General features: G+C 64.5%; 23 protein-coding genes. 13 read left to right on the top strand and 10 right to left on the bottom strand.

Going from position 1 to position 25,070, the window contains the following annotated elements; genetic code table 11:
- Positions 1 to 44: 44 nt before the first annotated feature.
- From CTR2_RS06480 to CTR2_RS06420, 13 genes are all read left to right on the top strand, one after another.
- On the top strand, positions 45 to 1,022 hold the full coding sequence (locus CTR2_RS06480; RefSeq protein WP_003057523.1) for a LysR family transcriptional regulator: 978 nt from the start codon (positions 45 to 47) through the stop codon (positions 1,020 to 1,022).
- Between the two features lie 192 nt (positions 1,023 to 1,214).
- Positions 1,215 to 2,168: an isopenicillin N synthase family dioxygenase gene (locus tag CTR2_RS06475; protein WP_003057525.1), complete on the top strand. Its 954-nt coding sequence runs from the start codon at positions 1,215 to 1,217 to the stop codon at positions 2,166 to 2,168.
- 11 nt (positions 2,169 to 2,179) lie between these two features.
- Entirely contained in the window at positions 2,180 to 2,980 is an 801-nt protein-coding gene (locus CTR2_RS06470) for an alpha/beta fold hydrolase (RefSeq protein WP_087086106.1), read from the top strand.
- Between the two features lie 40 nt (positions 2,981 to 3,020).
- Entirely contained in the window at positions 3,021 to 4,019 is a 999-nt protein-coding gene (locus tag CTR2_RS06465; protein WP_087086061.1) for an ABC transporter substrate-binding protein, read from the top strand.
- Between the two features lie 68 nt (positions 4,020 to 4,087).
- Positions 4,088 to 4,867, top strand: coding sequence for an ABC transporter ATP-binding protein (locus tag CTR2_RS06460; RefSeq protein WP_087086062.1), 780 nt, complete (start codon positions 4,088 to 4,090; stop codon positions 4,865 to 4,867).
- Positions 4,868 to 4,898: 31 nt separating this feature from the next.
- On the top strand, positions 4,899 to 5,660 hold the full coding sequence (locus CTR2_RS06455) for an ABC transporter permease (RefSeq protein WP_053283020.1): 762 nt from the start codon (positions 4,899 to 4,901) through the stop codon (positions 5,658 to 5,660).
- Between the two features lie 20 nt (positions 5,661 to 5,680).
- Positions 5,681 to 6,193: a nucleoside deaminase gene (locus CTR2_RS06450; protein ID WP_087086063.1), complete on the top strand. Its 513-nt coding sequence runs from the start codon at positions 5,681 to 5,683 to the stop codon at positions 6,191 to 6,193.
- 24 nt (positions 6,194 to 6,217) lie between these two features.
- Entirely contained in the window at positions 6,218 to 7,015 is a 798-nt protein-coding gene (locus CTR2_RS06445) for an FAD binding domain-containing protein (protein WP_087086064.1), read from the top strand.
- A gap of 6 nt (positions 7,016 to 7,021) precedes the next feature.
- Positions 7,022 to 9,304 carry a xanthine dehydrogenase family protein molybdopterin-binding subunit gene (locus CTR2_RS06440; protein ID WP_087086065.1) on the top strand — a complete coding sequence of 761 codons (2,283 nt, stop codon included), beginning with the start codon at positions 7,022 to 7,024 and terminating at the stop codon, positions 9,302 to 9,304.
- The gene (locus CTR2_RS06435; RefSeq protein WP_087086066.1) at positions 9,301 to 9,837 is read left to right on the top strand and encodes a (2Fe-2S)-binding protein; all 537 of its coding nucleotides are present in this window, start codon (positions 9,301 to 9,303) and stop codon (positions 9,835 to 9,837) included. Before CTR2_RS06440 ends, CTR2_RS06435 begins: the two co-directional genes overlap by 4 nt.
- A gap of 215 nt (positions 9,838 to 10,052) precedes the next feature.
- Complete coding sequence (locus CTR2_RS06430; RefSeq protein ID WP_087086067.1) at positions 10,053 to 11,009, top strand: sulfurtransferase; 957 nt, start codon at positions 10,053 to 10,055, stop codon at positions 11,007 to 11,009.
- 156 nt (positions 11,010 to 11,165) lie between these two features.
- Positions 11,166 to 12,263, top strand: coding sequence for a YeeE/YedE thiosulfate transporter family protein (locus CTR2_RS06425; protein ID WP_087086068.1), 1,098 nt, complete (start codon positions 11,166 to 11,168; stop codon positions 12,261 to 12,263).
- 13 nt (positions 12,264 to 12,276) lie between these two features.
- Positions 12,277 to 12,450, top strand: a complete 174-nt coding sequence (locus tag CTR2_RS06420) for a hypothetical protein (RefSeq protein WP_176391784.1) — start codon at positions 12,277 to 12,279, stop codon at positions 12,448 to 12,450.
- Positions 12,451 to 12,514: 64 nt separating this feature from the next.
- Here the strand turns inward: CTR2_RS06420 and CTR2_RS06415 are convergent, their stop codons facing one another.
- From CTR2_RS06415 to CTR2_RS06370, 10 genes are all read right to left on the bottom strand, one after another.
- Positions 12,515 to 13,465, bottom strand: a complete 951-nt coding sequence (locus tag CTR2_RS06415) for a VTT domain-containing protein (RefSeq protein WP_034410255.1) — start codon at positions 13,463 to 13,465, stop codon at positions 12,515 to 12,517.
- An 84-nt stretch (positions 13,466 to 13,549) separates the two neighbouring features.
- On the bottom strand, positions 13,550 to 14,464 hold the full coding sequence (locus tag CTR2_RS06410; protein WP_087086069.1) for an alpha/beta fold hydrolase: 915 nt from the start codon (positions 14,462 to 14,464) through the stop codon (positions 13,550 to 13,552).
- A gap of 92 nt (positions 14,465 to 14,556) precedes the next feature.
- Entirely contained in the window at positions 14,557 to 16,695 is a 2,139-nt protein-coding gene (locus tag CTR2_RS06405) for a D-(-)-3-hydroxybutyrate oligomer hydrolase (protein WP_087086070.1), read from the bottom strand.
- Positions 16,696 to 16,752: 57 nt separating this feature from the next.
- Entirely contained in the window at positions 16,753 to 17,823 is a 1,071-nt protein-coding gene (locus CTR2_RS06400; RefSeq protein ID WP_087086071.1) for a branched-chain amino acid ABC transporter permease, read from the bottom strand.
- A gap of 11 nt (positions 17,824 to 17,834) precedes the next feature.
- Positions 17,835 to 18,818 carry a branched-chain amino acid ABC transporter permease gene (locus CTR2_RS06395; RefSeq protein ID WP_087086072.1) on the bottom strand — a complete coding sequence of 328 codons (984 nt, stop codon included), beginning with the start codon at positions 18,816 to 18,818 and terminating at the stop codon, positions 17,835 to 17,837.
- Between the two features lie 91 nt (positions 18,819 to 18,909).
- On the bottom strand, positions 18,910 to 19,635 hold the full coding sequence (locus tag CTR2_RS06390) for an ABC transporter ATP-binding protein (RefSeq protein WP_087086073.1): 726 nt from the start codon (positions 19,633 to 19,635) through the stop codon (positions 18,910 to 18,912).
- A complete protein-coding gene (locus tag CTR2_RS06385) occupies positions 19,632 to 20,462 on the bottom strand; it encodes an ABC transporter ATP-binding protein (protein WP_087086074.1) in 831 nt (276 codons plus the stop codon). The genes CTR2_RS06390 and CTR2_RS06385 overlap by 4 nt, the downstream gene beginning before the upstream one ends.
- A gap of 212 nt (positions 20,463 to 20,674) precedes the next feature.
- Positions 20,675 to 21,862, bottom strand: a complete 1,188-nt coding sequence (locus CTR2_RS06380; protein ID WP_087086075.1) for a substrate-binding domain-containing protein — start codon at positions 21,860 to 21,862, stop codon at positions 20,675 to 20,677.
- A gap of 246 nt (positions 21,863 to 22,108) precedes the next feature.
- Positions 22,109 to 22,990 carry an amidohydrolase family protein gene (locus tag CTR2_RS06375; RefSeq protein ID WP_034357944.1) on the bottom strand — a complete coding sequence of 294 codons (882 nt, stop codon included), beginning with the start codon at positions 22,988 to 22,990 and terminating at the stop codon, positions 22,109 to 22,111.
- A 47-nt stretch (positions 22,991 to 23,037) separates the two neighbouring features.
- Positions 23,038 to 25,026, bottom strand: a complete 1,989-nt coding sequence (locus CTR2_RS06370; protein WP_087086076.1) for an acetoacetate--CoA ligase — start codon at positions 25,024 to 25,026, stop codon at positions 23,038 to 23,040.
- Positions 25,027 to 25,070: the final 44 nt, after the last annotated feature.

Raw genomic sequence — 25,070 nt, 5'->3', positions numbered from 1 at the left:
CGCCCATCCAGCGAACTGGCACGGCATGTGCTGCCTCCGGCAGCATGCATATTCACGCCCGCTCCATTCGCTATTTCGACATGATTCGCCGTTGCGGCTCCATACGGGAAGCCGCACGCCATCTTCATGTGGCTTCGTCGGCAGTCAACCGCCAGTTGCTGCAGCTTGAGGACGAAATCGGCAGCCCGCTGTTCGAGCGCCTGAGCTCGGGCCTGCGGCTCACGGCCGCTGGCGAAGTGTTTTCGCGCCATGTGATCACGGTGCTGCAGGACGAGCACCGCCTCAGCACCGAGCTGGAGCTGCTGCGCGGCGTGCGCCGCGGCTCGGTCAGCGTGGCTGCCGTGGAAGGCCTGAACGCCGATCTGATGCCGGCCGTGCTCACGCAGATGCACAGGCGCTATCCCACGATTCAGATTCATGTGCGCACCTGCGGCTCCCAGCAGGCGGCACAGGCAGTGATTCAGGGCGATGCGGACGTGGGCATAGGCTTTTCGGTCAAGCGCCACGACAATCTGCGCCAGTGCACCATGGGTCGCTTTGCGCTGGGTGCCATCGTGCCGCCCAAACACCCGATTGCCCAGCTGGAGCGCGTGGACTTTGCGCAATGCGCGACCTTTCCGCTGATTCTTCCAACGCCCGAACTCTCGATGCATGACTTGCTGCAGCCCTTGCTGGCGCACCACAAACGTGCATTGCAGGTGTTGCTGGAAACCTCGTCCATCGAGCTGGCCAAGAGTCTGGCCGAACGCGGCGTGGGCATTTTTTTCCAGAGCCGCCTGGGACTGGAGCGCGAACTGCGCGAAGGCCGGCTGGTCCATGTGCCGCTGGATACCCCCACCACGCTGTATTCCGAACTCGGCGTCTATGTGCGTGCAGGACGCACGCTGCCATCGGCACTCGACGCCTTCAACCGCATCGCGGCCGATGCCATAGAAAGCCGCGAGGACGAGGAAAGCGTCGCCCTGCGTGAATGGGTGGCACGCACGCAGACCGCCGCTGCGGCGGCTTCCGCCAGGAGCTGAGCTCGCCCTCTCCCACGCCTGCACCGGCATTGTGCGTATCGCTTCTCGCGAATGCACCAATGCCGTGCAGCGCTTTACCTATCAGCGATTAGCGCTCACATTTTTAGATCACCCCGCAGCAAAAGCTGCGCTATCCAGCACGGACTGCGCTTTCTAAACTGACTCCAGTTCTTCCGTTTCTGGACGCCATTTGTGAGCACCTCTGCCCTCCCCCTCATCGACATCAGCGGCCTGCGCAGCCATGACCCTGTGGATCAGCACCTGGTGGCCGAGCAGCTGCGCCAGGCTTGCGAACAGCGCGGCTTCTTCTATATCACCGGCCATGGCATAGACCCGGCACTGATCAGCAGCCTGTTTGCCGCCAGCCAGCGCTTCTTTGACCTGCCCATGACCGAAAAGCTGGCCGTGGACAAAAAGCTCTCCCGCTGCAATCGCGGCTATGAGCCGCTGCGTGCCCAGACGCTGGAGAGCGGCGCACCGCCCGATCTCAAGGAAAGCTTCTACGCCGGCGCCGAGGTCGCAGCCAACGATGCACGCGTGCTGGCCGGCCGCTTCAATACCGGCCCCAACCAATGGCCCGAAACCCTGCCCGACTTCCGCGCCGTGATGCAGAACTACTACCAGGCCGCCTATGGCCTGGGCGCGACCATCGTGCGCGGCCTGGCCTTGTCGCTGGGCGTGCCGGTCAGCCACTTCGACGGCTACCTCAAGGAGGCCGCCGCGACTCTGCGCCTGCTGCACTACCCGCCCCAGCCTGCCAACCCTGAACCCGGCGAGAAAGGCTGCGGCGAGCACACGGACTTCGGCGGCGTGACCTTGCTGCTCCAGGACGAGGCCGGCGGCCTGCAGGTCTGGGACAAGGACCTTGGCAGCTGGATCGACGCGCCCCCCGTGCCCGGCGCCTTCGTCGTCAACATCGGCGATCTGTTCGCGCGCTGGACCAACGACCGCTATGTCTCCACCTTGCACCGGGTCATCAATGTCTCGGGGCGCGAACGCTATTCCGTACCCTTTTTCTTCACGGGCAACCCGCTGCACAAGGTGGAATGCATTCCCACCTGCCTGGACGAGGGCGAGCAGCCCAGATACCCGGCCGTGACGGTGGAACAGCACCAGATCGAATGCTACCGCCGCACCTACGGTTGACGGAGGACACGATGACAAGCTCACGCAATATGGTGCTGATCCACGGGGCCTGGCAAGGCAGCTGGGCTTTTGCGGCCTGGACGCCGCTGCTGCAGGCCCGGGGCTGGAAGGTGCTTGCGGTCAATCTGCCGGGCAACGATACCGCCGCCGAAGACGACAGCTGTGCCAACCTCGACGGCTACACCGCCCATGTGCTGCGCGTGCTGGAGTCGTTGGACGGCCCTGCCGTGGTGGTCGGTCACAGCGGTGGCGGCATGACGGCATCTCAGGTCGCCCAGGCCGCCCCCGAGCGGGTCAGCGCCCTGGTCTATCTGGCCGGAATGATGCTGCCCAGCGGCATGAGCTATGGCGATGTGATCGCGCAATGCCGCGCCGCCGATCCGGGCTTTGACTACCAGGGCATAGGCCCGCATCTGTCCTGGAACGAGCAGCGCAATGCCAGCAGCGTGCCGCTGGAAGCCGCCATGGCCTTGTTCCTGCATGACTGCCCTCCGACCGCTGCGCTCAAGGCGGCCAGTCGTCTCTGCGTTCAGCCCGAGACGGGCCGGTCCATGGTGAACCGGCTCAGTGCCGAGCGATTTGGCCAGGTGCCACGCATCTATGTGGAATGTCGCCAGGACCGCTCCGTGACGCTGCCGCTGCAGCAACGCATGCAGCAGCTCACACCGGGCGCCAGGCGCATCAGCCTCGATTGCGGCCATGTGCCCCAGCTGGCCTGCCCTCAGGCCCTGAGCGACGCCTTGCTGCCGGTTCTCAATGAGATCCACTCAAGACCTTTCATGAGACTGCGCATGCCGCTCATCAATGTATAGCAACCAATTGCCCCGAATTCGCATTCTTCAGGAGTTATTCATGACGCGCCCCACTACTTTCTTCAAACGTCCCATCCTTGCCGCCATGCTCGTCGCCTGTGGCGCAGCGGCCCAGGCGGCCGACAAGCTCACGGTACAGCTCGACTGGCTGCCCGGGGGCGACAAGTCCTTTGTCTATGCTGGCGTGCAGCAGGGCTTTTTCAAGGACGAAGGCCTGGACGTGAAGATTGTTCCCGGCCGAGGCTCTGCCGATGCCGTGACCAAGGTGGCCTCGGGCTCTGCCGACGTGGGGTTTGGCGGCATCTCGGCGCTGATGATGGCCGCAGCCGAAGGCAGGATTCCCGTCAAGGCCGTGATGTCGCTGTATTCCAAACAGCCCGATGCGCTGTTCACGCGAGCCGACAGCAAGATCAGAAGCCTCAAGGACATGGAAGGCAAGACGGTGGCCATGCCCACCTTCTCCTCGTCGAATGCACTGTGGCCCATCGTGCTGCAGAAGAACGGAGTGGACGCCAGCAAGATCAAGGTCATCAAGTCGGACCCGGCCACGCTGGCTCCCATGCTGGCCCAGGGCCGCGTGGACGCGACCATCAACTGGGTGACCGTGGCTCCGGCCTTCGGCGCCGTGCTCAAGCAGGCCGGCAAGGAGCTGTCGGTCCTGCCCTGGACGCAGTTCGGTCTGGACGGCTATGGCTGGTCCGTCATGGCCAACGACAAGACCATCAAGGAACGCCCCGAAGTGCTCAAGCGCTATGTGCGGGCACTGGGCAAGTCGCTGGAGTTCTCCATCCAGAATCCGCAAAAGGCGGCCGAGTCGCTGAAGGCTCAGGTGCCCGAGGCCGACACTGCCGTGGTCAAGGCCGAATTTGAAGCCTCCATCCCGCTGCTCAGGAACGAGATCAGCCAGCGCGACGGCCTGGGCAAATTCGAGCCCCGGCTGCTGGCTGCCACCTGGGGCTGGGTGGCCCAGTCCATGAGTTACGACCTCAAGAAGGTCGACCCGGAAACACTGGTGGATCGCCGCTTTCTGAGCCAGTAAGTCCGATGCGAAGGCGGCGCAGCGCCGCCCTCGCCCTCCCGCTCTTGTTCTTTCCTTGATCGCCTGCCATGCAATACGTAATCGATCTGAACGCGGTCACCCAGACCTTTGTCTCCAGCGATGGCAGCCCTGTCACGGCCCTGCAGGGCGTGGACCTGCATCTGCGCCGCCACGAATTCGTCTCGCTGATCGGCCCCTCGGGCTGCGGCAAGTCCACCATATTGCGCCTGATTGCGGGCCTGATCCGACCCAGCAGCGGCGAGGTACGCATCTTCGATCTGCCCGTGACCGAACCACGCGACGAGATCGGCATAGTGTTCCAGAAGCCCACGCTGCTGCCCTGGCTCTCGGTGCTGGACAACATCACCTTTCCCATGCGCCACAAATACGGCCATGTGGAAATGAAGGAAGAGGCCCGCGCCCAGCAGTTGCTGGAGATGATCGGCCTCAGGGACTTCGGCCACAAGCGGCCCCACGAGCTCTCGGGCGGCATGCAGCAGCGCGTCGCGATTGCACGCTCCTTGCTGCATGACCCGGACATCCTGCTGATGGACGAGCCTTTTTCGGCGCTGGACGCACTCACACGCGACGAAATGAGCCTGGAGCTGCTGCGCATCTGGAACGAGCGCCCCAAGACCGTGGTCTTTGTGACCCACTCCATCCAGGAGGCCTTGCTGCTGTCCGACCGCATCGTGGTCATGAGCGCCCGCCCGGGCCGGGTGGCCGACATCATCGATGTGCCGCTGGCACGCCCGCGCAGCATGGCCACCCTGGCCGACCCCGTGTTCACCGAAATGGCCAACGAGATTCGTCTCCAGGTCTTCAGCAAACACCCCGCACACGCCTGAAGATCTTCCCGCAGCCCCAAGAGCCCCCCCTATGTCTGCCCTCCTACAACGCCATGCTTCGCTGCTGGTTTTCCTCGCCGTCCTGCTGTTCTGGGAATGCGCCTGCCGGCTGGCGCATATCCCCGAATACATTTTTCCCGCTCCCAGCCAGATCTGGCGCTCTGCTGCCGAGATGGGGTTGCAGCGCTGGCTGGAGCATGTCACTGCCACCTTGCAGGTCGCGCTCATCGGCTATGCGCTGGCGATCGCACTGGCGATTCCGCTGGCCATCGCCATCACGCGCTCGCAGCTGCTGTCGAAAATCATCATGCCCTGGCTGGTGGTGATCCAGTCCACCCCCATCGTGGCCGTCGCCCCCATCATCGTCGTCACGCTGGGCGCCGGCCTGCTGCCCCGTGTGGTCATCACCACGCTGATTGCCTTTTTCCCGCTGGTGGTTTCCACCGCCCTGGGCCTGGCTTCGGTGCCGGCAGAGCTGGTGGAGCTGTCGCGTTCGCTGCGCGCCACCACCAGCCGCCAGTACTGGCAGATTCGCATGCCGTTTGCCGTGCCCTATGTGTTTTCGGCCCTCAAGGTCTCGATCACGCTGGCCATTGTGGGCGCCGTGGTCGCCGAGTTCGTGGCTGCGGAAAAAGGACTGGGCTATCTGATTCTGTTTGCCACCTCCTCCTTCAAGGTGCCCGTGGCCTTTGCCGCACTGGCACTGCTGGTGCTGTGCAGCCTGCTGCTCTATGGTGGCGTGCAGCAGCTGCACAAGCGCCTCTTTCCCTGGAGCCAGAGCACTCCCGCCTGATCAACACAAGGACCGCCGCCATGACAGACCAGAACTTCCCCCCTCAGGGCCTGACGCCCTCTGCCGAACAAATCCAGCGCAATCTGCGTCGCGCTCAGGCCGTGGCCCAGCGCGCCACGCAAATGGGCCACCACCCCTTCGGCGCCGTGCTGGTGGGCCCCGATCAGGAGACAGTGCTCATGGAGCAGTGCAATATCGACACCGTCAACCACGCGGAATCGACCCTGGCGCGCATGGCGGCCACCAACTACACAGCCGAGTTTCTCTGGAGCTGCACGCTCTACACCAATGTGGAGCCCTGCTGCATGTGCGCCGGTACGGCCTACTGGGCCAATATCGGCCGCATCGTGTTCGGCATGACCGAGCACCGCCTGCTGGAATGCACGGGCAGCCATGGCGAGAACCCGACCATGAGCGTCTCTTCGCGCTATGTCTTCGACCATTGCCAGAAGGCCGTGGAGCTGATCGGCCCCGTGCCCGAGATGGAGGCCGAGATCGCCGCCCAGCAGCAAGTCTTCTGGGCGCAGCGCTGAGAACCACGCCAGCAGGACGCTGCCATGCTGCTCACCCATCCCTCGTCACCCCAGGCCGCGCAGGCCCTGGCCCGCAAGCTCGGCAATGCCGCCTGCTTCATCGCCGGGGGCACGCTGCTGCAGCAGTCATGGGCAGAGCCTCGTCTGGCGCCATCGGCCACGCATTTCATCAATGTGATGCACTGGCCCGAGATGCAGCAGATCAGCCTCGGCCCGCAATACCTGCACATCGGTGCAGGCATGCGGCTGGAGGCCGTCCGCCGTCACCCCTGGGTGCAGCAGCACGCGCCCGTGCTCGTCCAGGCCCTGGCTCAGCTCGGGGCCATGGGGATACGCCACCTGGGCACCCTGGGCGGCAATATCGGCTGGGGCGAAGGCGACTGCTGCCCGGTATTGCTGGCCATGGATGCGCAGGTCGAGTTGACGGACGGCAACCTGCAGTCGCTGGCGCAGACGCTCAAGCTCATAGACCGGCCTCTGATGCTGTCCTTCCTGCTGCCGCGCAGCGATGTGATGGAGCCCCGGCCACTGGTGTTCGAGAAGGTCGGCTATCGCGCGGCATTCTCCCCCGCGCGCCTGCGCATGGCCTTGCGCTGGAGCGATGCACAAAAGCGCCTGAGCCTGGACCGCATTGCGGCGGCAGCCCCGGGCATAGGCGTGCACCGCCTGCAAGCCACGGAAAAGCTGCTGAGCTATGCGCAGGAGCTGCAGATCCGCCCCTCCCTCGGCGATATACGCACCACCTGCGAGCAAAGCCTGCCTCCCGATCTGGCCCGGATTGCCAGCCGCCTGATTGCCGGACATTGCGGGCTGCTGGCCTGAACCTCCATGGAATTTCTCACTCCTCATCACATCCGCGAGTTGGGCCTGGAGGCTTTGCCGGTCCGGCCTGATGCCACGGCCAAGCTTGGCGGCAACCCGGGCTTTCTGAGCGACCGCATTCAGCCGGGTCAGCTGCGCGGCGCGATTCTCGGCAGCCCTCATCCCCATGCGCGCATTCTGCGCATCGATACCAGCGCCGCCCAAGCCCTGACAGGCGTCCATGCCGTGGTCACCCATGCCGATATCCCCGGCATCAAGCACTATGGCTTGCGCAAGGTGGATCGGCCCGTGCTCTGCATCGACAAGGTGCACCATGTGGGTGACCCGGTCGCCGCCGTTGCGGCCGTGGACATGGAGACGGCGCGGCAGGCTCTGGCACTGATCCGCGTCGAATACGAACTCCTGCCCCCTGTCTGCGACCCGGTCACCGCCCTTGACGGGACAGCGGCCACCGAGCAGCCGGTCCATCAGGACGGCAATCTGCTGCATGCCTGCAGCCATCGTCAGGGCGACATGTCTGCGGCCCGGGCAGCCACCGTGCACCGGGTGCAGGACAGCTATGTCACGCCGCGCCAGATGCATGCCTTTCTCGAGACCGAAGGCGGTGTGGCCGAGCCCGATGGCGCGGGCGGCCTGCGCCTGTTCTTCGGCGGCCACAACCCCGCGCGGGACAAGCAGGTCATCGCAGACATGCTGGGCCTGCCGCACGACAAGGTTCATGCCGTAGGCACGCCCGTGGGCGGCTCCTACGGCGGCAAGGACGAGCTGACGATTCAACCCATCGCGGCCCTGCTGTCCTGGAAGGCGCAACGCCCCGTGCGACTGCACCTGACACGTCCGCAATCGGTGGATCTGGGCGTCAAGCGCCATCCCATGCAGATCGACATGCAGACCGGCTGCGACGCACAGGGCCGGCTCACCTACCACCAGGTGCAGATAGTGGCCGACACCGGGGCCTACGCCACGCATGGCCCCGAGGTGCTGGATGCCGCGCTCGAGCATGCCCCCGGCCCCTACCGGTATCTGGCACTGGACCTCGGCGCCAGGCTGGCCTATACGAACAACGGCATCGCCGGTGCGTTCCGCGGCTTCGGCGCCGTGCAGGTGCAATTTGCACTCGAGCAGCAGATGGACAGGCTGGCTGCGCTGGTCGGCATGACAGCTGACGCGTTTCGCGCCCTCAATCTTGCCGCTCCCGAGGCCCCCGGCCCGCTGGGCCAGCATGTCGTGCCGTTTGACGGCTCCCAGCGCGCGCTCGATGTCGCCCGCCAGCAGGCGCTGTGGCGCGGGCCGCATCGCTGGGCCAGCGCGGACGGCCGCCATCTGCACGGCGTGGGCCTCACATTGATCCACCGCAGCGACGGCTTTGGCAAGGGCGGCCCCAGTGACTGCCGCATGGAGCTGGCCCTGGCCGCCGACGGTGCGATTGAGCTGCGCTGCGGCTTTACCGAGCTGGGACAGAATCTGGTCGGAACCATACAGAGCCTGGGAGCGCAGCATCTGGGCTGTGCTGCCGACGCCATCCGGCCGGTGCTGGGCGATACCCGGCTGACGCCCGACTCGGGCCCGGTGGCCGCATCGCGCGCCACCACGCTGGTATGGCGCGCCTTGCAGGAGGTGGCCCGGCCCTGGCAGCAAGCCCTGCTCCTGAGCGCCGCAAGGCTGCTGCCTGATGTCCCTCTGCGCTGCGGCGCACGGGGCCTGGAAAGCGCTGCGGGCCTGTGCCTCAGCTACGCCGATCTGGCAAGGGCATCGGGCGAACAAGCGCCCTGTATCTCCATCGACCTGCGCGCCGATGACCCGGAGGGCAACGCGCATGACACCCACTTCGTCTTCGGAGCCTGCGCCGCCATTGCCCAGGTACGCGTCGACACCTGGAGCGGCATGGTCCAGGTGCAGCGGCTGGTGATGTGCACGGCGCTGGGCCCCGTGGCATCGGCTCAGGGCTATCTGGGCCAGATGGAGGGCGGCGCCCTCATGGGCCTGGCCATGGGCACACAGGAGGAGCTGACTTGCCTGGACGGCCACTACCAAGCGCGCAACCTCGACAGCTATCTGATCCCCACGCTGGCCGATGCCCCTGACATGCAGGTGCTGGCGATCGAGAACCTTCCCAAGGGCGACCCCATAGGCCCGCGCGGAGCCGGCGAAATCAGCGTCAATCTGGCCCTGCCCGCAGTCGCCAATGCACTGGCCACCGCACTGCAGCACCCCATCACGCAACTGCCCATGACCCCGGAGCGCGTGATCGCGCTGCTGGAAGTGGGCGCGGAGTCCTCCACACCATGACGACGACCCACATCCCGGAGCACGGCGGCAAGCCACCCGCAGCCAGCGCAAAGGAGGCCTCGGCTTTTGTGCTGCAGCTGAATCTGAACGGCCAGCCAGTCAGCGCCAGCTGCAGCCCCGATACCCGGCTGCTGACCTTGCTGCGCGAGCACTGGCATCTCACGGGGGCCAAGCCCGGCTGCGAAGTGGGACGCTGTGGCGCCTGCATGGTCTGGCTCAACGGCGAGCCCGTGAATGCCTGCCTGCTGATGGCCTATCAGATCCAGGGCCAGACGGTGCGCACCATCGAGTCCGTGGCACAGGACAGCGCCAGCGAACCCGTGCGCGACGCGCTGGCGCGCTGCGGCGGCGTGCAATGCGGCTATTGCACCTCCGGCATGGTCATGAGCATGAGCTGGCTGCACCAGCAGCAGCCCCGCCCCACGGCTGCCGAGGCCGAGGCCCAGATGTGCGGAAACCTTTGCCGCTGTACGGGCTATGGCGGTATCCGGCGTGCCGTGCAGGAGCTGTTTCCTCCCACGCAAAGCGCATGATTTATCGAAATTAATAGCTTCAATCGCTTATCCACCAAGAGATTCAAGCACTTTTAGCCATAAACATCAAAAACCACGCTATTTGCTCGCCGGTTCATGACCCCAGGCAATAAGCAGACAAGTTTTTCTTGGTTGGCCCTGTCGCGGCAAGGCCGGACAATAGAGGCCCTGGGCATAGCCATGCCCCTGACGAATCGGCTTTGCCGACTCCTGCCATGAAACACTCTCTGACACGCTATGCACTGGGTCTGGGCTTGACCCTGGGCGCCAGCAACTGGGCGCTCGCGGCCCAGCCCCTGCTCAACCCCGAACAGCTGCAGCCGCTGCTGCAGCAGGCCGATGTGCGCCTCATCGATATCCGCGACCCCAAAGCCTTCGAGGCCGGCCATATCGCCCAGGCCGCCAATGCTCCCTACGGCAAATGGCGCGGCCCGGCCACCAATCCCGGCGAGCTGCCCGACCAGGCCAAGCTGGTGGCTCTGGTCCAGTCCCTGGGCCTGACGCCGGCCACGCATGCCATCGTGATCTCCAGCGGTGCCGATGCCACGGACTTCGGTGCCGCGGCCCGCGTGTACTGGACGCTCAAAAGCCTGGGCCTCAAGGAGCTGTCCATCGTCAACGGCGGCATGAAGGCCTGGGAGGGCGCAGGCAAGCCCCTGGGCAAGACCCAGGTGCAGATTGCGCCCAGCAGCTACGCCCCGACTTTTGACGCCAACTGGCTGGCCACCCAGCAGGATGTGGGCAAGCATATCGACCTCTCCAATGCAGCCCTGGTGGACTCGCGCCCCGACGCCTTCTATCTGGGCAAGACGCGCGCTCCCGCCGCCAAGCTCTCGGGCACCCTGCCCGGCGCCCAGCAACTGGATTTCAACCAGTGGTTTGTACCGGGCACCTCACGGTTCGTGGATACCGCCAAGGCACGGGAAATCGCCGCCAAGGTCCAGCGCCCGCAAGGCCAGGACATGGTGGCCTTCTGCAACACCGGCCACTGGGCGGCCACCGACTGGTTCGGCCTGTCCGAAATGGCGGGCCTGCCCAATGTGAAGCTGTATGCGGGCTCCATGGTGGACTGGACGCAATCCAAGGACGCACCGCGCATGGCCAACCAGCCGGGCCGCGCCCAGTCATTGGCCTATGACGCCCAGAAATGGTGGGAAAAAACTTTTAAATGACTCCCCTGAGTCGCTTCGCGCCTTCCCCTAGCCGGGCGCCCCCAAGGGGACAACAACTTCGCTGCAAGGCGGCCTTTGCTCGTTGTCTCTGATCTGGGTGCATGCCCTTTGCGGAAAGTGCGTCGCAGTCCTTACCCATCAATTCCATAAAAACACATGAAACGACTTCCCATAACGGCCTTGCTGGCCGTTTTCTTTGGCTGGCTGCTATGGTCGGTCTCGGTGCGTCAGGCGGCGCTGTTTGCCGTCGGCATAGGCCTGGGCGCGGTGCTGGCCGGCAAGCGTTTTGGCTTCACCACGGGCTGGCGCATGCTGGTCGAGGAAAAAGACGGCAGCGGCATCTTTGGCCAGCTGCTGCTGCTGGCGCTGGCTGCAGCCCTGGCCATGCCTTTGCTGGGCCATTTCCCGGAGCTGACGGCAGCTCTCGGCCCACCCAGCATCAGCCTGCTGGTCGGTGCCTTTGTCTTCGGCCTGTGCATGCAGATCGCCGACGGCTGCGGCAGCGGCACCCTCTACAAGGCGGGCATGGGCATCCCCATGAACACCGCCATACTGCCCCTGTTTGCGATCGGCAGCTTTCTGGGCAGCCTGCACCTGGGCTGGTGGCTGGACCTGGGCAACACCGCTCCCGTGGGTCTGGTCACGCAATGGGGCTGGGCTCCGGCGCTGATCGCCACGCTGGCCGCACTGGCCGTGATCGCGGCAGGCGTGGCCCTGTATGTGAAAAAGGCCAATGCCGCCCTGAACCGCCCGGCCAAGCCGCTGCTGGTGCGCAAATGGCTGGTCGGTGCCGTGCTGCTGGCCATCCTGGCCACGCTCAACCTGATCATTGCGGGCCAGCCCTGGGGCGTGGTCTACGGCTTTGGTCTGTGGGCCGCCAAGATCGCCAATGCCACGGGCGCCGTCGATCTGGCCAGCAACTGGTTCTGGAGCCAGCCCGGCAATGCGGCGCGCCTGCATGAGACCGTGCTGCTGGACGTGACCAGCATCACCAATATCGGCATTCTGGGCGGCGCACTGTGGATTGCCGCCGGCAAGCCAGCGGCAGCCAAGGCACTGACAGGCACGCAATGGGTCGTGGCCCTGGTGGCGGGACTGGTGCTCGGCTACAGCTCGCGCCTAGCTTTCGGCTGCAATGTGGGCGCCATGCTCTCGGGCATCTCCACCGGCTCCATCCACGGCTGGATCTGGGTGCCGCTGGCATTTGCGGGCACCATCTTCGGCCTGCGCATCCGCCGCCATTTCGGCTTCTGAGCAAGGAACAATCATGACCTCACCAAACACCTTGCGCACCGTATTCTGGGCCGTGCTGCTCGTCTTTCTGGCCTGGGACTTTCATACATCGCCGGCCATCGACCTGCGCTTCGAAGCGCCGCTGATTGCCGCCGGCTCCGGCCAGGCCGCTCAGGGCGGACATTGCTCCATGCCTGCCGGCAAGTAAGCGCTTCGACCCTACCCGACGCCCTGCCCAAGGATTGGTCAGGGCGTTTTTCTTTGGGGCCTGCTCAGGCCTGGGGCTTTTCCAGCTCGAAGCCCGCAGCCTCCCAGGCCGTCAGGCCACCGCTCAATGGCCGGACGTTGTGAAATCCCGCACGCTGCAATTGCCTGGCCACGCGCGCGGCGGAGATCTCGTCGGGGCAGTCGCAATACACGACCAGGCCATGCTCATGCCGCTCGCGCGGCAGCAAGTGCTCGTAGGCCGCCCTGCCCTTGCCCTGATGCTCCAGCCAGGAGCTGGCACCGGGAATATGACCCTGACCGAAGAGCAGGGGTTCGCGCACATCGATCACCGTCGGCGTGATGCCCTGGGCATTGAGCCCCGCCAGTTCCTCGACCGACATGCGCGGCATCTTCAGCGAGCGCACCACGCGCTGCCTCTGCCACCATTTGCGCGCCACGAAGACTGCGAACGCCACGCACAGCAGCAGCAGCCCCCATTTGCCCAGCGCCGTCAGCACATCGAGCAGATCCTGCACCGTGGAGCTGAACAGCGAGCCCAGAAACACCGCCGAGCCCACCCAGATCAGGGCCCCCAGCGTATCGAACAACACAAAGGTGCGCAGCGGCGTGCCCACCACACCGGCCAGCGCACTGGCAATGGAGGCAAAGCCCGGCACGAACTTGGCCACCAGCAGGGACTTGGCACCCCAGCGTCCATAGACGGACTCGGTCTGGCGTATGCAGGCATCGGGCGAGAGCGAAATGCGGCAGATACGTCCCAGCACCCTGTGCCCATAGGCCCTGCCGGCGTGGTACCAGAGCACATCGGCTATCAGCGCTGCGGCTACCGCAATCACGGTGAGCCAGCCCAGGCGTGCCAGGCTGCCCCCCTCCAGCGCTCCGGTCACCACCAGCACCGGATAGGCCGGGATGGGTGCGCCCAGCTGCTCCACCAGCACATTGAGAAAGACAATGCCGAAGCCGTATTCCCGAATCAGATCCACGACAAAACCCATGACCCACGCTCCTTACCCCTACCAGGGTTAGCCACCGATGCTAGCGAGACGCAAACATCCCCGGAGCTGCGAGGTTGTTGCGCTTCAAGCCTGGTGCAAATGGGACAGAACGGCCTCGAAATGCGCGCTCACATTGAGCGCCGGCGCATGGCCGCAGTCCGGCACTTCCAGCCAGGTCAGCAGACCTCGGGCACCAGGGCCGCGCTGCTGCATCTGCTCGGCCACCGGCTTGAGCACCAGATCGGACTCCTCGCCGCGCAGCAACAGCACAGGCAATTGCAGCGCGTCATAGTGATCCCAGAGCAGATAGTCGTTGTCATGCTCGGTGAACTGCTCGATCATGCGCGGGTCGTAATGCGGGGTGACGCGGCCGTCATCGCAACGGCGCGTGCTGGTCTCGGTCAGCTTGCGCCACTCGAAATCGCTGAGCCAGCCATAGGGCCTGTAGGCCGCGCGGAAAAAGCCTTCCAGCTCGGCGACGGTGTCGAACACCGGCGGCTGGCCCGCGTAGCTCTTGATGCGGGCCAGCGCGGCCTCGGCCAGTTCAGGCGCATTGTCGTTGAGCGTGAGCGTGAGAATGCGGTGCCTGAGATCCGGCTCGAACAGGCCGGATGCGCAGACCGTGCCTATCGCTCCGCCCATGCTGGTGCCCACCCAGTGCACCTGCTGCAGCGCCAGCGCATCCATGAGCTCGCGTGCCAGCCTGGCATAGAAGCGCAGCTGATACTCCTCGCGCGAGTTGCGGCTCCATTGGCTCAGGCCGCGGCCCAGCGTATCCGGGCAGATGACGCGATAGCCTTGCGCAGCAAGAAACTGCGCGAGTGCATCCATGTCGCGGCCCGTGCGTGCCAGGCCATGCCAGGCGATCACCGTAGCCTTGGTCGGGCCTTGCGGCTGCCAGTCAAGGTAATGAATCTCGTAGCCAGCGCAGTTCGCATAGCGGGATGCCGGCACGATGGCCGCAGAAGCGCAGTTGTTGGGCATGGCAGGTTTCAGCATCAAAAAGGCCTCTAGTGCATATGTGATAAGCGCTATCAGCTATCAACTTCGGTAGGCGACCGGCAGCCGTAGCCACCGGCCGGTCATGCGTATCAGTCCGGCACGCGGATGGCTCCGGCACTGACCTCTATCCTGTCGGCCGCTGCCGGCGTGCCGGCAATCAGCGGCAGATTGGCCGGCTGTATGGCCGGTGCCTGGCCCGGGTGGCCACCACGCGGCACGGTGCGCACCACCTGGCTGGGAGGCAGCGCCTTGCCGTTGGCAAGGTGGTCATACATGGCATCGAGCGCGCGGTTCAGATAGACATGCAGCGGGATGTAACGCGTGTCGTAACCCGGCAGCACGGTGGGCAGGCCGATGAAGCTGTCGAAGTGCTGGGCATTCGTGACCTCCACGTAGCTGAGCTTGCTGGCAGCGCCTTCCACTTTCCGGTTGAGCGCCACATAGGGCCGCGTCGTGTGGTTCACGGGCAGCAGCGCATCCGCACGGCCATGGACGATGATGGCCGGCTTGCCCTGCAGATTGCCGTTGCGCCTTGTCTCGTCGACACCGGCCTGCAGCGCCCTGGCGGCGCCATCATTGCCTGTGACGAGATTGCGCAGGCACAGCGCACCCGGCGTGTTCCAGTCGGCCACGCCCGAGTTCGTCGAGACGGAGAGGAAGTCGCGCGCGGCACCGAACTTGCCCTTGTTGTTGATGAGCTGCACCCCGCTCGATGGTGGCACGCCGTTGCCCGTGGAGAACATGCTGGCCAGCGCCTCTGGGGCCAGCGGCGTCACTGCGCCCGCAGCTGTCGCACCGGCATAACTGTAGCCGCAGAGGTTGTCCTTCACGCTGGCGCGCGAGAGCGAGTTGGCAAAAGTGACCGACACGGCCGGCGCCACCTCAAAGGCGGCCAGCGAGGCATGCAGCTCGCTGGACTCCGGTTCCCAGCCATAGTCGCGCAGCTTCTGCAAAGCTTCTTCGGCCTGGGCCGCCGTGGTCGTGGCGTTCAGCAAACCGGCAGTCCTGAGCGCCGCGCAGCGGTTGGGCGCAATCGGCAGAGCCGTGCTGGCAAAACCCGAGGCAAATGCAGCCGCATAGGGCGAGCCGCTGATCGATGCCGCCAGCGAGGCGCAGGGTTGATAGAGGTTGGCATAGCTCGTGAAGTCCACCAGCGTCTTGCCCACCACGGGCAGTGCCGTGCCGCCGCGCTGCACGGTCACGCCGGGGCTGGCGGGCAACTCCACCGCAGGCTCTGACACGGCCACGCCGTCGATCAGCCCCTGCGAGTCCTGCTCGGCGGCGGCAATCGCCGCGCCGCCGCCGTTCGAGATGCTTGATGCAATGACGATGGTGTTGCTCGGTTTGAGCGTCCGCAGACGCTCGCCCAGAATATTGCGGTCCCCATAGCGCTCGTTGAGCACGTAGTAGGCGAACTCCACGGCCTGCAGTGTGGTGCGGCCCCAGTCCTTCTCTGGGTTCTGGCCCGAGTGCGCATGCTTGAAGGCAAAGCGGTTGGGCGTGGCAGTGTTGAAGACGGCCAGTTCGCCAGCCGTGAGCCCCGCATTGAATGCAGCCTGCTTGCCCGCTGCGGCAGCCGTGCTGCGCGTGCCGTCGATCAGCGGCACGGTGTCGCTCATGAGGTCGTGCGGAGCGGCGCCCGTGCCCTTGTCGGAATAAGCCACCGCGCAGCCGCGCTTGAGCCCCCATTCGCCTGTGGTGATGGCGCCGTACACGCCGCGCGAGCCCGAAGCTGTGGCGGTGATGATGCAGGCCTTCCTGGGGTCGAAGCTGTCCGGCACCTGCACCATGAGCGTGACGTTCTGGCGGCCCGTGCCGTCGTCCGAAAACGCGATGTACTCGGTGCCGGCAATCCTGCCTTCGCCGGCCGTCACCCGGCCCTGCGCATCCACATTGGGGCCGTAGAGCGTGCCATAGCCACCCGCTGCCGTCATGTCCAGCATGGCGCGGTAATTGGTGTAGATGGCCAGGCGGCGCAGCTCGGCCGCCGTGGGCTGGAGCGCAATCGCAAAGCCTGGCGCCGTGGCCACGGCCAGGCCGCTCTTGCCCAGGCCCGCGGTCAGCAGATCATCGCTGCTGCCGTCATAGCCCTGTTGCCGCACCGAGCCCAGGTAGCCGGGTTTGGCATTGAGCTCGCCTCCATCGCCTCCCCCGCAGGCGGTCAGCACGGCAGCCGCCAGCACCGCAAGGGCCGTGGGCGGCAAGGCAATCGCATAGGTCTTCTGCATGGGCTTTGTCTCCTGTCGTAGTGAAGGCAGTCAGAGAAGGGATGCCAGGGAAAGATGTCAGGGTTTGCGCGCCGCAGCCGCGCGCAGCCGCCCCACCACGCCGGTAGGGAAGTAGTAGACCGAGAGCACGAACAGCAGGCCCAGCCACAGCAGCCAGCGGTCGGGCGACAGCAGCGCGGCCAGCCATGGCAGGCTGGCGCTGGCCTCGCTGGCCAGGCGCAGCAGGTCCTGCAGATAGCTCTGGGCGATCAGGAACACCACAGCGCCTATCACCGCGCCGTAGATGGTGCCCATGCCGCCGATCACCACAATGAGCAGACAGTCCATCATGATCTCGAACGAAAGCGAGGTATCGGGCCCGTTGTAGCGCAGCCAGACGGCCAGCATGGCGCCGGCCAAGCAGGCGAACAGGGCCGACAGCACGCTGGAGGTGGTGCGGTAGACCACCACGCGGTAGCCAATGGCCTCGGCACGGAATTCGTTCTCGCGGATGGCTTGCAGCACGCGGCCGAACGGTGAATTGACGATGCGCAGCAGCATCAGTACCAGAACCACGGCCACGGCAAACAGCAGGTAGTAGCTGATGATCCTGCCGTCGATGAGGATGCCGAAGATCTCGTTCTCGAACGGCTCGAAGCTGGGCGACAGCCATTCGGGCATCTTGAAGGTCAGGCCATCCTCGCCTCCGGTCCATTCGGACAGCTGCGAAGCCAGGGTCTGAAATGCAGCCGCCACGGCCAGCGTGATCATGGCGAAGAAGATGGCGCGCACACGCAGGGAAAACAGGCCGATGGCCAGGGACAAGAGCAGCGACACCAGCAGCGCCGCCCCCAGTCCCAGGGCCAGCGCCCCCCAGCCCGGCCCCAGCCTGCCTGAGGCAATGGCCACACCATAAGCACCTATGCCGAAAAACATGGTGTGGGCAAAGCTGACGATGCCGGTATAGCCGAGCAGCAGGTCAAAGCTTGCCACCAGCACCACAAAGATCAGCACCTTGGCCGCCACATTGAGCGCCTTGACACCGGGAAAGAGAAACGGCGCCACGGCCAGGCCCGCGAAGATCAGCAACAACACCACGGCCAGCACGCGACTGCGCGGCATGTCGCCGGAGAGCAAACGGTTGAGCATTCTGTTCTCCTTCAGCGGTTGGCGACCGGATAGATGCCTTGGGGACGCCACAGCAGGACGGCCACCATGAGCGCGATATTGGAAAACAGCGCCACCTTGGGCACCAGAAAACCCGCGTAGTTGGCCATCAGTCCCACAAGCAGCGCACCGATCAGCGCGCCGCCCGTGCTGCCCAGACCGCCGATGATGATGACGATGAAGATCAGCACATTGACCTGGGCGCCCATCTGCGCCACCACGTTCTGCTGGTACAGGCCCCACATCACCCCGCCCAGCCCGGCCAGGGCCGAGCCCGCGACGAACACGGCCACGAACAGTCGGCGCACACGGTAGCCCAGGGACTCAACCATCTCGCGGTCCTGCACGCCGGCGCGGATCAGCAGGCCGATCTTGGTGCGCGACAACATGAAGGCCAGCACGGCAAACACGGCGGCGCCCACCAGCACGGCGAAGACCCGGTATTTCTCCACGGCCGCATCGCCCAGCAGCCAGGCGCCCTTCATGGCTTCGGGCAGTGGCAGCGGAATCTGCTGCGGACCCCAGATGACCTTGATCAGCTCCTCGCCGATGATCATGCCGCCCATGGTGATGAGAATCTGCTTGAGGTGCTGGCCGTAGACGGGCCGCACGATGAAGCGCTCGAAGGCCAGGCCCAAGGCCCCCGCCACCAGCATGGCCATCACCATGGCGGGCAGCACGGCCACCAGGTTGCGCCACAGCTGCGCCGAGCCCGTCCAGTCGCCCATGGCACCGAGCACGCTGGTGGCAACGAAAGCTCCGAGAGCGATGAACACGCCATGGCCGAAGTTGAGCACGTCCATGAGGCCGAACACCAGGGTCAGCCCCGAGGCGATGATGAAGATGATCATGCCCATGGCCAGGCCGGCCACCGTCAGCGTAAGCCAGGTGCTGGGAGAACCCACCAGGGGCAAGGTAGCCAGCGCCAGCAGCGGCACCAGCAGCAGCGGCTTGTAATCCAGGTCCTTGCGCATCATGTCTTCACCTCGACGCGAACTTTCATATCCATAGCAGCCTGCGCTTGACCAGCAAGCGCTCGATCTGTTTTTTGCTTTGATTTTGGTAACTTCATAGCGCCAGCCCCAGCAGCGACTGCTGCAGTTCCTCGTCGGCCGCAAGATCTGCCATGCGACCCGCGTGCACGACACGGCCGTTGTCCATTACGGCCACGCCGTCGCCCAGGCGCTTGGCGAAGGCAAGGTTCTGCTCGACCAGCAGAATGCTCACGCCGCTGGCCTTGAGCTGGGCGAAGGCCTCGATCATGTTGTTGATGATGGCCGGAGCCAGGCCTTTGCTGGGTTCATCCACGATGAGCAGATCGCGCGGCTCGACGATGGCGCGCGCCACGGCCACCATCTGCTTTTGCCCGCCGCTGAGCTTGCCGGCCGGGTGGTCCCAGAATTTCTGCACGGCCGGGAACAGCTCGTAGATCCAGTCCAGGCGCGAGCGGTCCATGCGCGCCGCATGCGAGGCCGAGCGTGCAGCCAGCAGCAGGTTTTCCTTGACCGTGAGGTCGGCAAAAATGCCCATGTTCTCGGGCACATAGGCGATGTTGAGCTGGGCAATCGCCGGCGTGGCCAGGCGCGTGATGTCCTTCTGCCCAAAGCGGATGCTGCCCTGCCCGGCCTGCCACAGGCCCATGATGGTGCGCAGCGTGGTGGTCTTGCCCGCGCCGTTGCGGCCCAGCAGCATGGTGACCTCGCCGCGCGGCACGGCCAAATCCACGCCGTGGAGGATGTGATAGGCGCCGATATGAGTGTGCACGCCCTGGAGCTCCAACAGTATCTCTCTCATGGCTGTTCTCCTCTTCCCCCGGACGGAGGAAGGCCGGGCTGGAGGGAAGCGTCAGTGCCGCCAGCGGCATCCTGGGGCGTCAGCCCCAGGTATGCCTGCTGCACCACGGGCGAGGCAATGACTTCGGCCGGTTTGCCGTCAGCCACCAGCGTGCCATTGGTCAGCACGATGATGCGGTCGGCCAGTTCGCGCACCACATCCATCTTGTGCTCCACCAGCAAAATGATCTTGCTGCGATCCTTCTTGAGTTCGCGTATCAGGTCCAGAATCACCGGCGCCTCGTCATGGCTCATGCCCGCCGTGGGCTCGTCGAACATATAGACCTGCGGCTCCAGCGCCATGAGCAACGCCACCTCGAGCTTGCGCTGGTCGCCATGCGGCAGGGCCGAAACCGGCTCATCGCGCCGCGCCCACAACGCCACCTGCTCCAGGATTTGCTGCGCGCGCGCCAGCAATGCACGGTGGTCGCTCCAGATGCTCCAGAGATTCATGCCGCGCCGGTGCGCGCCCTGGCGCGTGGCCTGCACGGCCAGGCGCACGTTCTCCAGCACCGACAGGGCCGGGAACAGATTTGTGAGCTGAAAGGCACGCCCCAGGCCGGCACGCGTGCGCGCCGAAGGCGGCAGGCCCGTAAGGTCACGCCCCTGCAGCGACACCCTGCCCTCCGTGGCCCGCAGCTGTCCCGAGATCAGATTGAAGTAAGTGGTCTTGCCCGCGCCATTGGGGCCGACGATGGCCGTCAGCGTGCCCGGCTCGAAGGAGCAGGTCACGCCGTTGACCGCTACATGGCCGCCAAAGCGGATGGTAAGCTTGTCAGTGGTCAGCATGAGAAATCGGCAAATACAGCCCCTAGCGCCTTACACACAAGCGCATGCAGCTATCAAAAAGTGAACTGGACCTTGCCCGCGCGCTGACCAAGTCAGAGACGCCGAGCAAGAGCCGCCTCGCGGCGATGGCGTCGTTCCCTTCCCATAGCGCGAAGCGCGTAGAGAGAGGGGAAAGCGGCGGGGCCGCCTAGGCGCAGCCGCTCAGGGGGTGATCACCGTCCATTCCGAATCGGAACGTTCATTTCTTCAGGCTTGATCTCGCGCACCAGCTCGGGCACGCCCCAGGCCATGGCCGGATCGTTCTTGATCCTGAAGTGGTACATGCTCTGCATGGCCTGGTGATCTTCCTTGCGGAAGGTCATGACGCCCTTGGGTGTCTCGAAGCTCATGCCTTCCATGGCCTTGATCAAGGTGTTGGTCTTGGTGTCGCCGCCAGTTTTCTTGAGTGCCGTGACGATGGCCATGGCGGCCGAGAAGCCGCCCGCCGTAAAGAAGTCGAGCGGAGCCTTGAACTGCTTGTAGCTCATGGAGACCATGGCTTCGTTCACCGGATTCTTGGGAATGCCGAAGTAATAGTAAGTGGCACCCTCCATGCCCGGCAGATTCTTGTATGCGGCCATGGCGGGCAGTATGTTGCCGCCCGTCGCAATCTCGATGCCGTAGCGCTTGAGGTCCATGTCGACGATCTTGAAGGGGTTGCCGGCACCGGCCCAGACAATCCAGATCACCTTCTTGCCCGGAACATCCTTGAGCCTGTCGATCAGGCGCTGAGCCCCGGCCGTGAAATCGGTGGTGGCTGCAGGCAGATACTCCTCATGCACCAGCTTGCCCTTCTTGACCGCTTCCTTGAAAGCCTTGACGCCGTCGCGGCCGAAGGCATTGTCCTGGGCCAGTGTCGCAATCGTCACGCCGGGCCTGTCGATGGCCACGGCATTGCTGATCGCGTCCTGGCTGGAGTTGCGGCCCGTGCGGAAGATGTACTTGTTCCACTTGTCGCCAGTGATGGAATCGGCCACGGCGGGCTCGACGATCAGGATCTTCTTGTACTCCTCGGCCACGGGCAGCATGGCCAGCGCCACGCCCGACGCGCTGGGGCCGACAGCCAGATCGGCCTTGTCGTCCGAATAGGCGGCGGCCAGCAGGCTCTTGCCCAGATCGGGCTTGCCCTGGTCATCCTTTTCGATAAGCACCAGCTTCTTGCCTGCCACCGTCATGCTGCCGCCCGTGGCGTATTCAAGCCCCATCAGCAACCCGGCCTGCGTCTGTTTGCCGTAGGCCTCCAACGGCCCGGTCTTGCTGTAGACATGGGCAATACGGATTTCGGATTGCGCCAGGGCGCCGGGAACATGAACCACCATGGCCGTCAGAACGGCCGCCTGCAGCAGGCTGCGCTTGTGCATGTGTTGTCTCCTTGAGGATGGATGCGGTGTGTCCGCTTGTCTTTCTATGGTGTGCAGACAGCAGTCTTCGTGCCAGTCTGGTTTTCCTCTGAGTTCTGTTTCAGCTCGCATCCTGGTTGACTGAAAATCAGACAAAAAATGCCTTTAAAAAAGACACTGCATGCTTTTCATACACTTCTCCAGGCTCCACCTCGGCCGAGGTTCAAGCGCCATGAAAAAGGATCACCGAGGTGATCCTTTTAGCTTTCATGCGGCATCGCGTTTTCTGTCCAGCTCCAGCAGTCGCACGGCGTTGTCCTTGAGAATGCCGGGCATGACCTCGGGCTTGAAGCCCGCGACCTCGAAATCCTTCATCCAGCGCTCGGGCGTGATCAGCGGGAAGTCGCTGCCGAACAGCACACGGTCCTTGAGCAAGGTGTTGGCGTACTGCACCAGCTGCTTGGGGAAATACTTGGGGCTCCAGCCCGAAAGATCGATCCAGACATTGGGCTTGTGCAGCGCCACCGAGATTGCCTCGTCCTGCCAGGGAAAGCTGGGGTGGGCCATGACGATCTGCATATCGCCGAAGTCCACGGCCACATCGTCCAGCAGCATGGGGTTGCTATAGGCCAGACGCAGGCCGCCGCCGCACTTCATGCCGCTGCCGATACCGCTGTGGCCGGTGTGGAAGATGGCGGGCAGCTTGTAGTGGTTGATGACCTCGTAGATGGGCCAGGCCATGCGGTCGTAGGGATGGAAGCCCTGCACCGTGGGATGGAACTTGAAGCCCTTGACGCCGCATTCGGTGATCAGGCGCTCGGCCTCGCGCGCGCCCATCTTGCCCTTGTGCGGGTCGATGCTGGCGAACGCCACCATCATGTCGCTGTTCTCGCGCGCGGCATCGGCAATCTCTTCGTTGGGGATGCGGCGGCGACCCAGCTGCGCCTCGCTGTCCACCGTGAACATCACCAGACCGATCTTGCGCTCGCGGTAATAGGCAATGGTTTCGGCGATCGTCGGGCGCAGCGAGCTGCCGAAGTATTTGTCGGCCGCGCGGTCGTACTCCTCGCCATAGCTGTCAAAGGGATTGCGGCAGCTGACTTCCGCATGGGTGTGGAAGTCGATGGCGATCAGATCTTGATGGTTCATGGGTGGGTCTGCCTTGGATATTGAGTCAAATCAGCCTCAAGCGCTTGTCACGCCTGCGGTACCTGCTCTCGAAATTGAATGAAGAAATCAATGCTGGACGGATTGGCCATGGCATCGGGGCTGGCCACCTTGGCGGCGTCCGCGCCCAGCAGCAGCTTGCGCACCGGCACCTCCATCTTCTTGCCCGTGAGGGTGCGCGGAATCTCGGCCACCTGAACCACCACATTGGGCACATGGCGTGCCGAAGCCTTGGTCTTGATGGCGTTCTTGATCTGGGCGGTCAGCTCGCCTGTCAATGCCTGGCCTTCGGCCAGGGTCACGAACAGCGGCATGAAGGAAGGTCGACCCAGGTATTCGAGGTCGACCACCAGGCTGTCCTTGACGGCGTCGAGTTCCTCGACGACACGGTAGATCTCCGCCGTGCCCATGCGTATGCCGAAGCGGTTGATGGTGCTGTCCGAGCGTCCGTAGATCACGGCCGTGCCGCGCTCGCTGAACTCGATCCAGTCGCCATGGCGCCAGCAGCCGGCAAATACGTCGAAATAGCTGTCGTGGTAGCGCGCCCCGCTCTCGTCGTTCCAGAAGAACACGGGCATGGAGGGCATGGGCTCGGTAATCACCAGCTCGCCGACTTCGGCAACCACCTTCTGGCCCTGTTCGTTGAAGGCATGTGCGGCCACGCCCAGTTCGCGGCACTGGATCTCGCCCGCATTGACCGGCAGTATGGGCGCGCAGGCCACAAAGCCCGAGGCGATATCCGTGCCGCCGCTGATCGAAGCCAGCCACAGATCGCTTTTGACGTTCTCGTAGACCCAGGCATAGGCATCGAGAGGCAGCGGCGAGCCCGTGGAGTTGATGGCGCGCAGCTTCTCGAACTGGCGCCCCTTCTTCGGCGAGACGCCATCCTTCATGCTCTTGGTGAGGAAGGCCGCACCGCAACCGAAGATGCTGACTTGGTATTGGTCTATGAAGTCCCAGAGCGCATCGTCGCTCGGCGCCGTCGGGTTACCGTCGGACAGGACCACGGTCGCGCCGGCCAGCAGGCTGCCTATCATCAGATTCCAGACAATCCAGCCCGTGCTGCCCAGGAACATGAAGCGATCGCCGGGCAACACATCGTGCTGCAGGCGATTGGTCTTGAGATGGGTGAGCACGATGCCGCCATGGCTGTGCACCATGGCCTTGGGCAGGCCGGTGGTTCCCGACGAGTAGACCACCCATAGCGGATGGGAGAACGGCAGGCGCTCGAACTGCAGCGGCGCTGCATGGCGCGTTGCATCCGCCCAGCTCATGCAGTCACGCCAGGGCACGGCAGCATGTCCGGCATCGCTGCCGAACAAGGGCCCCGGCACATGAATCACCTGCGCGATATCGGGCAGACCCCGGAGCACTTCGTCCAGCACTTCACGGCGGTCGAACTGCCTGCCGGCATAGGTGTAGCTGTCGGTCGCGAAAATCAGCTTGGGCGCAATCTGCTGGAAGCGGTCCAGCACCACGGAAACGCCCATCTCCGGCGCGCAGCTGGACCAGATGGCGCCGATGCTGGCACAGGCCAGAAATGCCACCACGGTCTGCGGCACATTGGGCAGATAGGCCACCACGCGATCGCCACGCCCTATGCCCAGACCGCGCAGGCTTGCCGCCAGGGCGCCCACATCGCGCTGCAGCTGCTGCCAGGAGACTTCGACTGGAGTCTGGCCCTCGCAGCGCGCAATGATGGCCGGACGCTGATCGCTGGCCTGGCGGAAGATGTGCTCGGCGTAATTGAGCCGGGTTTCGGGAAACCACTCGGCACCTGGCATCTTGCGGCTGGCCAGCACCTGCGTCGGGTCACCATCGGCCTGAATGTCGAAGTAGTCCCAGATGGAGCGCCAGAAGCCTTCGATATCCGTCGCCGACCATTGCCACAGCGCCTCATAGTCGGAACAGTCACGGCCACGGCTGTCGCGCAGCCAGTCCATGTAATGCCACAGGCCGCTTTGCTCCTGCTGTTGCTGCGTGGGCCTCCACAACTCCTGCCCTTGTACCAATGCCATGCTGTCTCCGGACTTAAATTAGATATTTTTTATAACTATAAAAA

Origin of the sequence: Comamonas thiooxydans, assembly GCF_002157685.2 — a bacterium.
GTDB lineage: Bacteria > Pseudomonadota > Gammaproteobacteria > Burkholderiales > Burkholderiaceae_C > Comamonas > Comamonas testosteroni_H.
This window is presented reverse-complemented; position numbering and strand designations above follow the sequence as displayed.